We start from the raw sequence: 13,136 nt of genomic DNA on the forward strand, positions 1-13,136 counted from the left end.
CACAGACCAGGAGGACACGCCAATGAACGTCGACGACATCGTGCAGGAGCGCATAGCGGCGGCGAAGCGGAAGGACGAGCAGCGGAAGCGTCGCCGGGAGGAACTGGCGGAACGCCGTAAGTACGGGCTGCAGGCCAGGCATGCGGCCAAGATGCGCCGCTGGAACAAGGACCAGCGGTGACAGCCCGCCCGCGACCCCGCTGCGCCGCCTGTGACCGGTGTCTGCCCCGAGGCCGCTACCGGCTGTGCGTCGCCGACTGCGGCGCCCGCCTCTGCCGCAAGCCCCACATCCCGCGCTGCACCGACCTCCACGCCGGACAGTGCCCCAAGTTCGAGCCCCTACAGGGCTTCACCCTCACCACCACCGGAGGAACCCCATGAACCGCGAACAGATCATGGTCCGCTACCAGCAGGAGATCGCCCGCATCGAGGGCAGCAACGTCTACAGCAGCCACGCCAAGCAGGTCATGGCCGCCAAGACATGGAAGGCCGCCCAGAGCGAGATGGAGAAGCTCCGACAGGGCGAAGTCGACGCCATCCGGGGCCGGCGCGAGCAGCTGCAGCGCAAGATGTTCGGCCGCGAGAACGCCGCCGACGCCCAGACCGTCATCGCCCGCCGCGACGCCAACGACCGCGTCGCCAAGCTTGACAACCCGCGCGTCGCCGCCGACCAGCTGCGCGACGCCATCCGCCAGGGCGACCACACCATGGCCCAGGCCCTCGCCCAGCACGCCGCCAGCATGCAGTGGGACGGCGTCCTCGAGGCCTACGCCGACTACCAGCCCGGCTTCCGCGACCACGTCACCGAGTACAACGAACTCCCCGACCCCGACCAGGCCACGCAATGGAGCATCAGTCACGGCTTCGCCCACGTCGTTCCCACCCCCGGCATTCTCGGCAACCTGTCGACGACGCACATCTCCGGCCTCGCCGAGCAGGACCTGGAGGCAGCGTGATGCACTTCGGAGTCCACGTGTCCGACGCCGAGAAGGCCGTCACCGCGGCCGAGCGGCGCAAGCTCCCCGTCCCCGACGGCGTGAGAGAGGCCCGGAAGATCCGGGGCGCCGTCTTCGACACCAGCCACATGCCCGACCCCGAACGGCCCGACCTGCCCGACCTGGCCGCCGAGACCGAGCAGGTCATCCGACAGCACGCCGAAGCGCTCCGCCTCGCCGACGTCACCCGCAGGGCCGCCAGTCTGTTCACGGACGAGGCCGACCAGCGGTACGTGGACGCCGCCCGCGCCGCCGTCCCCGCCTGGATCGCCGCACTGCAGAAGGAGTTCGCCACCCTCGTCGGCGTCGTCACCAAGGCCGCGGCCAAGCTGCCCGAGTCCCTCGACCTCGTCGACTCCGGCCGGCTGGACTGGAACAACCCGGTCCACGCGACGGCCTACAACAAGGCCGAAGGTGCGGTCGCCCAGCTCGAGCAGCTCATCCACGACCGGGACGACATCGTGAAGGTGGCGGGTAGCGACGGGGGCAGGGACAACGCTCTGTTCGCTGTCGCCGCCGTACCCGAACCCACCATCGCCGGGGTCATGGCGGACGACTGGGCCCGCCTGTCTCCTGCCATCTCGCGGTGGCGTGAGTTCAGGCAGGCACCGGTCGCACGATGGGTGTACCTGGTCAGGCAGACAGACCTGTCGCTGTCGCTGGCCACACCGGGTGAGGTGAGGCAGCGGTCGGCACAGGTCGAACGGTGGAGGGACGCGGGCCACGCACGGCGGTCGGCGATGACCCTTCAAGGCGGCGAGGCAGCTGCCGAGCAGTACCTCGCAGAGACCGCATGACCCACAGGCTCGGCGTCAACGGCACTGCTCTCGATGGCTCATGGGCGAGCAGCAGACCGATGGTGCGAGGGGCAGCAGCCAGCCTCACGCGCCAGCGCCGACGGTCCCGGCCAGGCGCACCCCACGTCCGCCGGCCGGGGCCACCCCTCACCCCACCCCCTCCCCCCCGGGGGGTGGGGGCAAGGGCAGAGACAAGACAAAGAACAAAGATCAAAGATCGAAGATCGAAGATCGAAGTTCGAGTTCAACAACTTGATTGATCAACGAAGCAAAGCAACATCAACAACAGCATCGAGCGAGACGAGCAGCAGACGCGACGGCCAGCCGAGTCCTCTCCATCGGCCGCTGTCACTCCGGCCAGCGGGCCGGGCGGACGGCTCAGTCGACACCCCGAGGATGGTCGGCACCCTGGCACCCCCTCCCCTCCCCCCGCCGTCGGGCTATCGGGGCCGTATAGCACCTGACTGTCTGCGTGCTCGGCGCCCTGTGTTTTTCAACCCCTAGGAAGTGATCATGGAAGTGCTGGAAGGAGCCTTCGTGCCGCCCCCGGAACCACCCGAGGGGCTTGGCCGGCAGGCCGCGCAGCTGTGGCAGGACATTGTCGACGAGCAGGACTTGCGTTCCGATGAGCTCCGCATCCTCGAGGACGCCTGCCGGGAGATCGACCTCATCGAGCGGATGCACCTCGAGCTGCAGAACGCGCCGCTGGTGGTGAAGGGCTCGATGGGTCAGGACGTCGCGAACCCGCTCGTCCAGGAACTCCGGCAGCACCGCGGCCTGGTCGCCCGCCTGCTCGCATCGTTGAAGCTGCGGGACGACGAGGACGAGGAGCGTGATGCCCGTGCTCGTCAGAGCCAGGCGAGGCGGGCCGCCGTGACGCGCTGGCATGGTGCCGGATGAGCCGACCGAGGCGGAGCCGGGCACGCGGCGAACTTCCCTCGCACCTGGCCCGGTACGACTGGCGCGAGTGGAGAGAGCCAGCCGCGCCGGACGATCCGTTCCCGGAGTACAGGACGTGGTACCTGGGCCTGTCCGACTGGCAGGCGGCCCGCGAGGCATGGACTCGCGGGGTTCTGATGCCGCCGAAGATCCAGATCCCCAGTCCCGTACAAGAAGCCAGCGTCAATACGTCTACGGCCGCCCAGAGACCGGGACGTAGGCGGCCGGCCGAGGGACATCCCGGCCTGCTGTAGAACCGCCCGCACCACCGTCTGACCTTTCAAGGGCCCGCGCCAGGACTGCCTGAAAGGGGCGACATGACAACCACTGAGGCGCACCGGAACCCGCGGTAGCGCTACACGAGAGATAGGCACGCAATGACGGATTCGATCAAGCGGATCACCCTGCAGAACGGCAAGGTGCGATACCGCACCGTCGTGGACGTCGGCAGGGACGCACACGGTAGGCGTAAGCAGCTGACCATCACGAAGGACACCCGCAAGGAGGTCGTCGACGAGCGGGCCCGCATCCTGCACCAGCGGAGCGCCGGCACCCTTGTGCCACCGAACAAGCTCACTGTGAACGACCTGGTGGACACCTGGCTGAACTCTGCGACCCGCGACGTCGAGGCGGCGACGAAGCGTTCTTACGAGGACGCCATGCGGTACGTGCAGACCTTCCTCGGCGGGAAGCGGCTGCAGGAGCTCACCGAGGAGGACATCGAGGGGCTTATCGACTGGATGCTGACCAGCGCCCGGCGTCGCGGCGGGAAGCCGGGCACCGGGGTTGGTGAGCGCACCGTGAGCCTCACGCTCGGCCGTCTGCGTGCCGCGCTGACTCTGGCCGTCCGCCGCCAGCTGGTGACGCGGAACGTTGCCGAGCACGTCACGATCCCCCGGGCGGCGAGGAAGGAGGCGAAGGCCAGGAAGAAGACGTACATCCCGTGGACTCAGCAGGAGGTGCAGCAGTTCCTCGGACACGTCGCCACGGACCGGCTGTACGCCGTGTGGCTGCTGTCTCTGATCGGCTTGCGCCCGGCCGAAGTAGCAGGCCTTCGCTGGATTGACGTCGACCTCGAGGCCGGCACGCTGCGGGTGGAGACGACCCGCACCATGGTCGCTGGCGTCGTGGTGGAGAAGGACGCCAAGTCGGGCGCGGGTGAGCGCGGCCTGCCGCTGCCCGAGATCGTCCGGCAGGCACTCCGGGCCTTCCGCCGGCGCCAGATCAAGGAGCAGTTGGAGGCTGGCGAGGGGTGGCACAACTCCGGGCGGGTCGCGTGCGACGAGCTGGGCCAGGCGGTGAAGACGGATTGGCTGCGGCGTCGGGCGTACAAGGCGATGGCGACGGCCGAGGTACGGAAGGTGAGGCTGTACGACGCGCGGCACGCCTGCCTGTCCTGGATGGCGAACAACGGAGTGCCGGACGTCGTCGTCAGTGCATGGGCCGGACACGCCGACCTCGGCTTCACGAAGCGAATCTATGTCCACAGCGATCCGGACGCGCTGAGGGCTGGTTCGGAGAAGCTGGGCGAGCTGCTCGGGTGAGGTGGCCATACCGTGCGGCCGTGAGAAAACGTGAGAGAAAGCAGTCAGGGCCCCGTCTCACACGAGGTGAGACATGGGCCCTGAGCTGCTACTTTGCTGTGCACTCGGCAGGATTCGAACCTGCAACCTTCTGATCCGTAGTCAGATGCTCTATCCGTTAAGCTACGAGTGCTTGTTCTTTTGTTTCTTGCCTTCGCTCCCCGGCCTTTCGGCCCGCTCGCGGCGACAGGAAGAACATTACATGACTGCCGCCGCCATGTGAAATCCATTCCCCCCACCCCTTGTGACCTGCGAAAACGCTCTGCGAGGGGTTCCCGGGGAGTCGGCGGCGGAGTCGCGTCGAGGGGGCTCGTGCGGGCGGTGGGGCGCGGAAAGAGACCGGGGTCACACGAAACCCGGGGCGCATGAAAAAGCCGAGGGGTGAAGCCGGGCCGGAACGGCCGAAGCCCCGGCCTGGGGCCGGGGCTTCGGTAGGGGCGGAGGCGGAGGGATTTGAACCCTCGATGGGCTTTAAGACCCAAACCGCATTAGCAGTGCGGCGCCATAGACCGGACTAGGCGACGCCTCCATGCACCCCGCGCATACGCGAGTGGTGCGTGCAGATGATGACACAGGCGAACCTGCTGTCACCAATTGATTCTCACCGTACTAGCCCTCCGGGGTCGAGGGCAAAGCCCGAGGGCGGCCGCGCCGTCCCGCGCGTCCACCGAAGCCGCCGCCCGGCGTACCCCGGTTGCGCAACGCCGTGGCGCCCGGAGCGTTAGAGGAGGCGGGGCACGACGTGCGCCCGCGCACGTCGTGCCCCGCCGCCCCACCGCCGTTCCGCCACCGCTCCGGGAGATCCCCATGCTGCGCAGCCTCGTCCTCGCGACCCTCGCCACCGCCGCCGCCGGCGCCGCCGGGCTCGGCCCGCTGCCGTCGCCGCCCCTGCTCTCCTCGCCGGGCACCCTGACCGTGACGGTCGCCGAGAGCGGCCGTCCGGACGCCGACGGCACCTTCGAGCTGACCTGCGACGGCCGGGCCGGCGGGAACCATCCGGACCGTGAGAGCGCCTGCGAGCGGCTCGACCGGCTCGCGGAGGCGGGCGGGAACCCGTTCCTGCCCGTTCCCGAGGACCGGTTCTGCACCCAGGTGTACGGCGGACCCGCCGTCGCGCACATCACCGGCACCTGGCAGGGCCGCGAGGTCGACGCCCGCTTCTCCCGGGCCGACGGCTGCGAGATCGACCGCTGGGAGAACCTGGAGCCCGTCCTTCCCCTCCTCGGGGGATGAGGAGGAGATGGGGAGGGATGGACGGGGAGGGATGGAGAGGGGACGAGGCAGGGGCGGAGGCAGGAAGCACCCCCGGAGGCTCCCTTAGACTCCCCTCAGTGACAGGCTGCGGCCCGAGGGGCAAGATGGGACCGGCCGGCCGATAGGCAAGTGCGACAGGCAAGTGCAGTGGGTCAGGGAGGAAGCGTCTCGTGAGCAGCAGGCCATCCCGAGGCGCTGCTCGCCTCGCAGCCATACTCGACGCCCTCCCCGACGGCCTCGTGCTCGTCAACTGCAACGGCACGGTCGTCAACGCCAACACCATCGCCCTCGGCATGTTCGAGACGCCGGGCACCGCACTCGTCGGGCGCGGCCTGCTCGACCTGCTGCCCGGCTTCGACTCGCGCCTCATCCCCGGCTCGATGCGCCGCCCCGAGGGCACCGACGAGCGCGGCCGCACCAAGCCGACCCGGATGATCGCCCGCCGTACGGACGGCGGCGAGTTCCCCGTCGAGGTGACCAGCGCCAGCCTGGAGGACGGGCGCGAGGCCTACGACTCGTACAGCGGCTACACCGGCGACGAGCTGCTCATGCTGGTCGTGCGGGACCTCACCGGCACCCTCGACACCGAGGCCGAGCTCGCCCGCTCGCGACGGCAGACCGAGATGATCCTGCGCGCGGCGGCCGAGGGCGTCGTCGGCACGGACACCGACGGCCGGGTCGTCCTGGTCAACCCCGCCGCCGCACAGATCCTCGGCTACCGCGCCGGCGAACTCGGCGGCCAGGAACTGCACCCGCTGATCCTCGCCAAGCGGGCCGACGGCGAACCCTTCCCGTACGAGGGGTCGCCGCTCGCCGACACCCTCAAGTCGGGCCGCAAGCACCGCGTGCGCGGGCAGGTCCTGTGGTCGAAGAAGGGCGAGCGGGTCCCCGTCGACCTGACGACCGCCCCGGTGCGCGACGGCGACCAGCTCGTCGGCGCCGTCATGACCTTCACCGACCGCAGGCCGTACGAGCAGCTCGAAGAGCAGCACGCCGCCGAACTCGCCGAAATCACGGAGCGGAACGCCGCCGAGCTCGCCGACCGCGCCGAGCGGAACGCGGCCGAGCGGGAGGTGCAGCAGGAGCGGTACGCCTCCCTCGCCGCCCGGCACGAACAGCTCACGGCCGTCCTCGCCGAGTCCCTGCGCGGCCCCTTGGAGGAGTTGCGCACCCAGCTGGGCGTCCTCGCCGCCGACGACGCCGGCCAGCTGTGGCCCGAGGCCAACCGGGTCCTGCACCACCTGGCCGCCGGGTACGCCCGGATGACGGCGCTCGTCGACAACGTCCTGGGCTACCAGCGCCTGGACGCCGGCGCGGAGCGGCTCGACAAGCGCGTCGCGCTCCTCGACGGGGTCGTGACGGCCGGCATCGACGCGGCCGTCGAGCTGATCGGGCCCGGCCGCGCCCAGTTCGCCGTGCACGCCCCGCCCATCGAGGCCGAGGTCGACGCGGCCCGGCTCGCGACGGCGCTCGCGCACCTCGTCGCGGACGTCGCCGGCGTCGACGCGACCGGCAAGAACCGGGCCACCGCCCCGGGCTCCGCGCCCGCCGACTCCACGATCGTGGTCGCCGCCGCCCAGCGCGGTGACGTCGTCCGGATCGAGGTCCGCGGCCCGTACGCCGGTGGCGGCCCCGTCCACGGACCCGTGGTGCGCGGGATCGTGGCGGCGCACGGCGGTGTCGTGCAGACCCACGAGGTACCGGGGACGAGCGGCGGCGCGTACGTCCTCGAGGTCCCCGTCGGCGCCGGGCGGGGCACCGTCCCCGCGGCGGAGACCAGGACAGCGGCACCGGCCGGCGGTGGCCGCGAGGCCCTCGCGCTGCCCGCGCAGGCCGGCGCGCCCGTCGCGCCCGTCACGGCGGCTCCGGCGGACGCCCTGGAGACCTCCGGCGGGGAGACCTCCGGCGGGGGAAGGCGCCGGGCCCGGCGCGGGTCCACGGACGCCTTCCTGGAGAGCTCGGTCGCCCCCGAGGGCGGCGGTGCGGAGCCCCGTGGGCGCCGCCGTGCCCGTACGGGGGAGGCCACCGGTGCCGCCGAGCTGATCCCGGCCCAGCAGAACACGGCCGTCGACGTCCCCCCTGCGCCTCCGGTGTCTCCTGCGCCCCCTGCCGCCGCTGTGACGTCCGTGTCCGGCGTCTCCAGCATGTCCGGTGTCCCTGGCGCCCCTGGTGCCCCTGGCGTCGAGCCGACCGGGCGTCGGCGTGGTCGGCCGGCCGAGGGGTCCGTGGTGACCGCCGCCGAGGGCGCGCAGGGGCGGGCCGCGCTCGGCGCCGCCGTGCCGCCGCAGGGTGTCGCCGTCGAGCCCTCGGGCGCTCCCGCCCTCGCCCGTGCCCTGCCTGCCGTCGCTTCCGGTTCCGTTCCCGGTGAGGGGGTGCCGGAGGCGCGGCCGAGCGGGCGCCGTCGTCGTGCGCTGGCCGCCGCCCAGGAGCGGGCGGCCGCGGCCGAGGCCGGTCCGCGGACGCCGTTCGCGCTCCCGCCCGCCGACGCCGACCGCCCCGAGCCGGTCGCCACGCCGGACGGCGCTTCCGCGGGTGCTCCGTTCGCCGGGCCGCTGCCGGTCTCCGACGAGGGACAGCACGAGGCCGTACGAGGAGGTGTCCCGGGCGCCGACCACACGCCTCCGCAGCCTCATCCGCACGCGCAGCCGCAGGGGCCTGTCCCGTCCGCCGTCCCCCCGGTCGCGCCCACTGCCGTACCGCCGGCCGAACCGACCGGGCGGCGCCGGGCCGTCACGCCTCCGTCGGAGCCGGGCGTCCACCCGCAGCCGCAGCCCGGACCCCGCAACAGCACGGGTTCCGGAACCGGTACCGGTTCCGTACCGCTTCCGCCCGAGTTGCCGATGTCCAAGGACTCCACCCAGGGGCGGGCGTTCAGCGTCCGTACCCTCGGACAGGGCGTTCCCTTCGTCCCCCCGGCCCCGGTGGTCTCCCCGGCCCCGGTGGTCCCGCAGACACCGGTTGTCCCGCAGGCCCCGGCAGGCCCGGTGCCTCCGGGTGCGACGCCCTCCAACGGTTCCGGTCGGCGGCGTAAGCTCGCCGCCCCGCCGGAGGTCGACCCGCCGGCCTCCGCCGCGCTCCCCGCACCCACCGCGGGCGAGGCCGGGCCGCACCCGCAGCAGGCAGAAGCGTCCGCGCAGTCCGAGGCCGCGCTCGGGCTCGTCCCCGCCGCCTCCGAAGGCCGCTCGTACGCCATAGGAGCGCCCGCGGAGGGCTCGGCCGAGGGCCCCGAGCCGCTCGACGGGCCCGGCGGAGCCGTCGAGGTCGCCAACCGGCCCGCCCCGCGCCCGGTCGACGACGAACTGCCCCCCGAGCCCCTCGACAACCCGCGCAGGCTGCTCGTCTGGCCCGCGCCCGACGTCTCGACCCAGCAGGCGCTGAGCGACCGGGGCTACCGGCCGGTGATCGTGCACTCCCGTGAGGAGGTCGACGCCCAGATCGCCGCCTTCCCGGCCGCGCTCTTCGTCGACCCGCTGACCGGCCCCATCACCCGTACCGCGCTCCAGTCGCTGCGCCAGGCCGCCGTCGCCGCCGAGGTGCCCGTGCTGCTCGCGGCCGGGCTCGGGCAGGCGACCCGGGAGGCCGCGTACGGCGCCGATCCGGCCGTACTCCTCAAGGCGCTCGCGCCGCGCGACAGCGAGCAGCACCCGTCACGGGTCCTGCTGATCGAGGAGAACGAGGACATCGCGGAGGCGCTCGCGGCCACCCTGGAGCGGCGCGGGATGCACGTCGAGCGGGCGGCCACGGACACGGAAGCGGTCGCGCTCGCCACCCGGACGAGGCCGAACCTGGTCGTGATGGACCTGATGCAGGTGCGCCGCCGCCGGGCCGGGATCATCGACTGGCTGCGGGCGAACGGGCAGCTCAACCGCACCCCGCTCGTCGTCTACACCTCGGCCGACCTCGTCGAGGAGGAGCTGCCGAAGCTGTCCTCCGGCGAGACGGTCCTCTTCCTCGCCGAGCGGTCGAACAGCCCCGAGGTCCAGGCCCGGATCGTCGACCTGCTCGCGAAGATCGGCACCAACTAGCCCCTTTCGCAGGGCCGGTCGGTGCCGACTGGTGGTCGTTGCCGGTGGGTCAGAGCTGGGTCACGTCGAGCTCGCCCTCCGCGTACTGCTTGCGGATGACCTTCTTGTCGAACTTGCCGACGCTGGTCTTCGGCACCGCCGGCACGATCGCCCAGCGCTCCGGCAGCTGCCACTTGGCGATGCCGCCCTCGTCGGCGAGGAAGGCCTTCAGCGTCTCGTAGTCCGCCGTCGCCCCCTCCTTGAGCACGACGGTCGCCAGCGGGCGCTCGCCCCACTTCTCGTCCGGCACGGCGACGACGGCGGCCTCGGCGACCTCGGGGTGCGCCATCAGCGCGTTCTCCAGCTCGACGCTGGAGATCCACTCACCGCCCGACTTGATGACGTCCTTGGCGCGGTCGGTGAGGGTCAGGAAGCCGTCGGGGCTGATCACGCCGACGTCACCGGTCTTGAGCCAGCCGTCCTCGCTGAACTTGTCGGCCGGGCGGATGGCCTCGCCGTCGACGCCGCCGAAGTACGAGCCCGCGATCCAGGTGCCGCGCACCTCCAGCTCACCGGCCGACTCGCCGTCCCAGGGCAGGTGGTCGCCGCCGGGGCCGACCAGGCGCGCCTCGACGCCGGCCGGGAAGCGGCCCTGCGTGATCCGGTACGGCCACTCCTCCTCGGCGGTCAGACCGGCCGGCGGGTGGGCCATCGTGCCGAGCGGGGAGGTCTCGGTCATGCCCCAGGCGTGGCAGAGGCGGACGCCGAGCCGGTCGTACGCCTCCATGAGGGAGGGCGGACAGGCCGCGCCGCCGATGGTGACCTGGGCCATCGAGGAGAGGTCGCGGGGGTTGGCGGTGACCTCGGCGAGCAGGCCCTGCCAGATGGTGGGGACGGCGGCCGCGTGGGTCGGCTTCTCGCGCTCGATCATGTCGGCGAGCGGGGCCGGCTGGAGGAAACGGTCCGGCATGAGCATGTTGATGCCGGTCATGAAGGTGGCGTGCGGCAGGCCCCAGGCGTTGACGTGGAACTGCGGGACGACGACGAGGGTCGTGTCCTTGGCGGTGAGGCCCATCGACTCGGCCATGTTCACCTGCATCGAGTGCAGGTAGATCGAGCGGTGGGAGTAGACGACGCCCTTCGGGTCACCGGTGGTGCCGGAGGTGTAGCACATGGCGGCGGCCGAACGCTCGTCGAGCTCGGGCCAGTCGTACGTGGTCGGACGGCCGGCGATCAGCTCCTCGTAGTCGTGCACGCGCGGGGCCGCGCCGTCCAGGACGGAACGGTCACCGGGGCCCGCCACCACGATGTGCTCGATCGTCGGCAGGTGCGGAAGCAGCGGGGCGAGGAGGGGGAGCAGCGAGCCGTTGACGAGCACGACCCGGTCGGCGGCGTGGTTGACGATCCACACCAGCTGCTCGGGGGGCAGTCGGAGGTTGAGGGTGTGGAGCACCGCGCCCATGGAGGGGATCGCGAAGTACGCCTCGACGTGCTCGGAGTTGTTCCACATGAGCGTGGCGACGCGCTGGTCGCCGGTGACCCCGAGTTCGTCGCGCAGGGCGTTGGCCAGCTGGTGCGCGCGTGCTCCGGCCTCCGCGAAGGTGCGGCGGTGCGGCTCGGGCTCGCCCGTCCAGGTGGTGATGATGGACTTTCCGTGGATCGTCATCCCGTGCTTGAGGATGCGGCTCACGGTCAGCTGTACGTCCTGCATGGTGCTGTACACGGGGCGTCCTCCCGGTGGGCGCTACGTGGCAGAAAGGGTGTGGAGATTCTGCGCACGTACCGCGCGGTATGTCACTACCCAGGGGTAGGGAAATTGCCAGTGTTCACTGGCGCGGGGGCCGCTCTGTCCCGGTTCGCCTACCGTACGGGGGTCAGTTCCGGGTCCTCGCGGAGCTTGCCGAGCGCCCTGGACACCGCGCTCTTCACCGTACCGACCGACACCCCGAGCACCTCGGCGGTCTGCGCCTCGCTGAGGTCCTCGTAGTACCTGAGGACCACCATCTGACGCTGCCGCTCCGGCAGGTTCATCACCGCGCGCCACATCGCGTCGTGCAGCACCTGCCGCTCGGCCGGGTCCGGCTCGGGGAGACCGGCGGGCTCGGGCAGCTCCTCGCAGGCGAACTCGTCGACCTTGCGCTTGCGCCACTGGGACGTCCGGGTGTTCAGCAGCGCGCGGCGGACGTAGCCGTCCAGGGCGCGGTGGTCCTCGATGCGCTCCCAGGCCATGAAGGTCTTGGCCAACGCCGTCTGGAGCAGGTCCTCGGCGTCGCAGGGGTTGGCGGTCAGGGAGCGCGCGGTGCGCAGGAGCACGGGCCCACGGGCCCGTACGTACGACGAGAAGGTCGAGTACGACGCGTACTGCGAGGCACCGGCACAGACGGGGCCAGAGGGTGGCGGAGTCATGACTCCACGCTAGGAGGGGAGGGACACCCGGCGGATCGGCCCCAGGTCCCGACCCGCCGTCCGCCTCAGGTTGTAGGGGTGGGGACCGCTCCACCTCCTCTGGGTGGAGACCCGTCGGGGACGGCTCAGGGTCGGCCGTCACCCTGTCGCGGTCGTGACGCGGGCGACGGGCGCGTCCATCGCGTTCCGGTCGATGAGGAGCCGGTGCCCGCCGTACGACTCGGCGACGTTGCCCCTGTACTGGTGGATCCGGCCGTGCGGCATCCACGCCTCCGGGTGCAGCACCGACTCGGAGTACAGCCCGGGCCTCCCGCTCCAGCGCGCGAACCACATCACGGCCGGCAGGTCCTCCGTACCCGCCCGCCGCTGCGCCTCGATGTCCCGCACCCCCGTGTCGACGCTGCTGTAGAAGCCCGGGACGTAGCCGAGCCGCCGTACCTCCCGGTTCCAGGCCCGGACGAAGGAGAGGGTGGTCGCGGCGCAGCGCGCGTCACCGGACCGGTACGCCTCGATGTCGAGGTAGAGCGGGCTGCTCGCGTCGAGGCCGAGGGCCCGCGCCGCCCGTACCGCCTCGCCGCCCTCCCGGGTGCCCTGGCTCCAGGGGCTGCTGCCGATGGCGAAGGGCCGCTTCGCGGGGGAGAGGACGCACGGCGCCTGGGAGCCGACGAAGAGGGGCAGCAGCCGCCAGCCCATGGCGTGCGCGGAAGCGACCCAGGCGGGGTTCAGCTCCCGTTGGACGGGGCAGCCCCGGCCCCGGCCGCCGAAGTAGATCCCGACGGCCCCGTACGGGGAACTGCGCCAGGCCTTCATCACCGCGAGGGAGGGGGCGTCGCAGGTGTCGAAGGCCCGTCCGGTGAAGCGCGCGGGGGCGGTGGGGGCGGTGGGCACGGCCGGGTCGCCGCCGGCCGGCCGGGCCGCCGACGCCGGGACGGGGGCGGTGAGCAGGACCGCCCCCGCCAGTACGGCCGCCAGGACGGCGACCACGGCCCGCACCCCGGGAGGCGGCGCGGACCGCGACCGCGCGCTCGTGGGCGCCGGGGACGGGGATGTGGGCGTGGGCGTGGACGGAGAGGGGCGTACGGGTCCGGGTACGGGTGACGCGTGTGTGCTCATGGCGCGAGTGAAGGTCCGCCCGGCGCGCCCGGCCACCGCTGGGGC

11 protein-coding genes and 2 tRNA genes are annotated in these 13,136 nt (G+C 72.1%); 8 read left to right on the forward strand and 5 right to left on the reverse strand.

All coding sequences use genetic code 11. The features are described 5' to 3' along the window. Window positions 1–22: 22 nt before the first annotated feature. The 6 genes from ACFWUY_RS03825 to ACFWUY_RS03850 all read left to right on the forward strand — a co-directional run bounded on the left by ACFWUY_RS03825 (window position 23) and on the right by ACFWUY_RS03850 (window position 4,275). Window positions 23–181 carry a hypothetical protein gene (locus tag ACFWUY_RS03825; RefSeq protein ID WP_384101646.1) on the forward strand — a complete coding sequence of 53 codons (159 nt, stop codon included), beginning with the start codon at window positions 23–25 and terminating at the stop codon, window positions 179–181. Further along, window positions 178–381, forward strand: coding sequence for a hypothetical protein (locus ACFWUY_RS03830; protein ID WP_384101648.1), 204 nt, complete (start codon window positions 178–180; stop codon window positions 379–381). Before ACFWUY_RS03825 ends, ACFWUY_RS03830 begins: the two co-directional genes overlap by 4 nt. Then, window positions 378–956 (forward strand): hypothetical protein, encoded by a 579-nt coding sequence (locus tag ACFWUY_RS03835; RefSeq protein ID WP_384101650.1) that lies wholly within the window; start codon window positions 378–380, stop codon window positions 954–956. The genes ACFWUY_RS03830 and ACFWUY_RS03835 overlap by 4 nt, the downstream gene beginning before the upstream one ends. Beyond that, complete coding sequence (locus ACFWUY_RS03840; protein ID WP_384101652.1) at window positions 953–1,792, forward strand: hypothetical protein; 840 nt, start codon at window positions 953–955, stop codon at window positions 1,790–1,792. Before ACFWUY_RS03835 ends, ACFWUY_RS03840 begins: the two co-directional genes overlap by 4 nt. 513 nt (window positions 1,793–2,305) lie before the next feature. Then, on the forward strand, window positions 2,306–2,692 hold the full coding sequence (locus ACFWUY_RS03845) for a hypothetical protein (protein WP_384101654.1): 387 nt from the start codon (window positions 2,306–2,308) through the stop codon (window positions 2,690–2,692). A 416-nt stretch (window positions 2,693–3,108) separates the two neighbouring features. Continuing rightward, a complete protein-coding gene (locus ACFWUY_RS03850; protein WP_384101656.1) occupies window positions 3,109–4,275 on the forward strand; it encodes a tyrosine-type recombinase/integrase in 1,167 nt (388 codons plus the stop codon). Between the two features lie 99 nt (window positions 4,276–4,374). Here ACFWUY_RS03850 and ACFWUY_RS03855 read toward each other — a convergent pair. After that, window positions 4,375–4,447 (reverse strand) — tRNA-Arg (locus tag ACFWUY_RS03855). Window positions 4,448–4,752: 305 nt separating this feature from the next. Beyond that, window positions 4,753–4,843, reverse strand: a tRNA-Ser gene (locus tag ACFWUY_RS03860). 278 nt (window positions 4,844–5,121) lie between these two features. Between ACFWUY_RS03860 and ACFWUY_RS03865 the strand changes: the two genes are divergently transcribed. Then, window positions 5,122–5,547, forward strand: a complete 426-nt coding sequence (locus tag ACFWUY_RS03865; RefSeq protein ID WP_384101658.1) for an SSI family serine proteinase inhibitor — start codon at window positions 5,122–5,124, stop codon at window positions 5,545–5,547. A gap of 191 nt (window positions 5,548–5,738) precedes the next feature. Next, a complete protein-coding gene (locus ACFWUY_RS03870) occupies window positions 5,739–9,593 on the forward strand; it encodes a PAS domain-containing protein (RefSeq protein ID WP_384101660.1) in 3,855 nt (1,284 codons plus the stop codon). 49 nt (window positions 9,594–9,642) lie between these two features. On the opposite strand, the gene ACFWUY_RS03875 is transcribed toward ACFWUY_RS03870, so the two are convergent. From ACFWUY_RS03875 to ACFWUY_RS03885, 3 genes are all read right to left on the reverse strand, one after another. Beyond that, window positions 9,643–11,295 (reverse strand): long-chain fatty acid--CoA ligase, encoded by a 1,653-nt coding sequence (locus ACFWUY_RS03875; protein ID WP_384101662.1) that lies wholly within the window; start codon window positions 11,293–11,295, stop codon window positions 9,643–9,645. A gap of 137 nt (window positions 11,296–11,432) precedes the next feature. Then, window positions 11,433–11,978, reverse strand: a complete 546-nt coding sequence (locus tag ACFWUY_RS03880; protein WP_384101664.1) for a SigE family RNA polymerase sigma factor — start codon at window positions 11,976–11,978, stop codon at window positions 11,433–11,435. A 138-nt stretch (window positions 11,979–12,116) separates the two neighbouring features. Then, entirely contained in the window at window positions 12,117–13,127 is a 1,011-nt protein-coding gene (locus ACFWUY_RS03885) for a DUF1906 domain-containing protein (protein WP_384101666.1), read from the reverse strand. Window positions 13,128–13,136 lie beyond the last annotated feature (9 nt).

The organism is Streptomyces sp. NPDC058664, assembly GCF_042716635.1.
Taxonomy (GTDB): Bacteria; Actinomycetota; Actinomycetes; order Streptomycetales; family Streptomycetaceae; genus Streptomyces.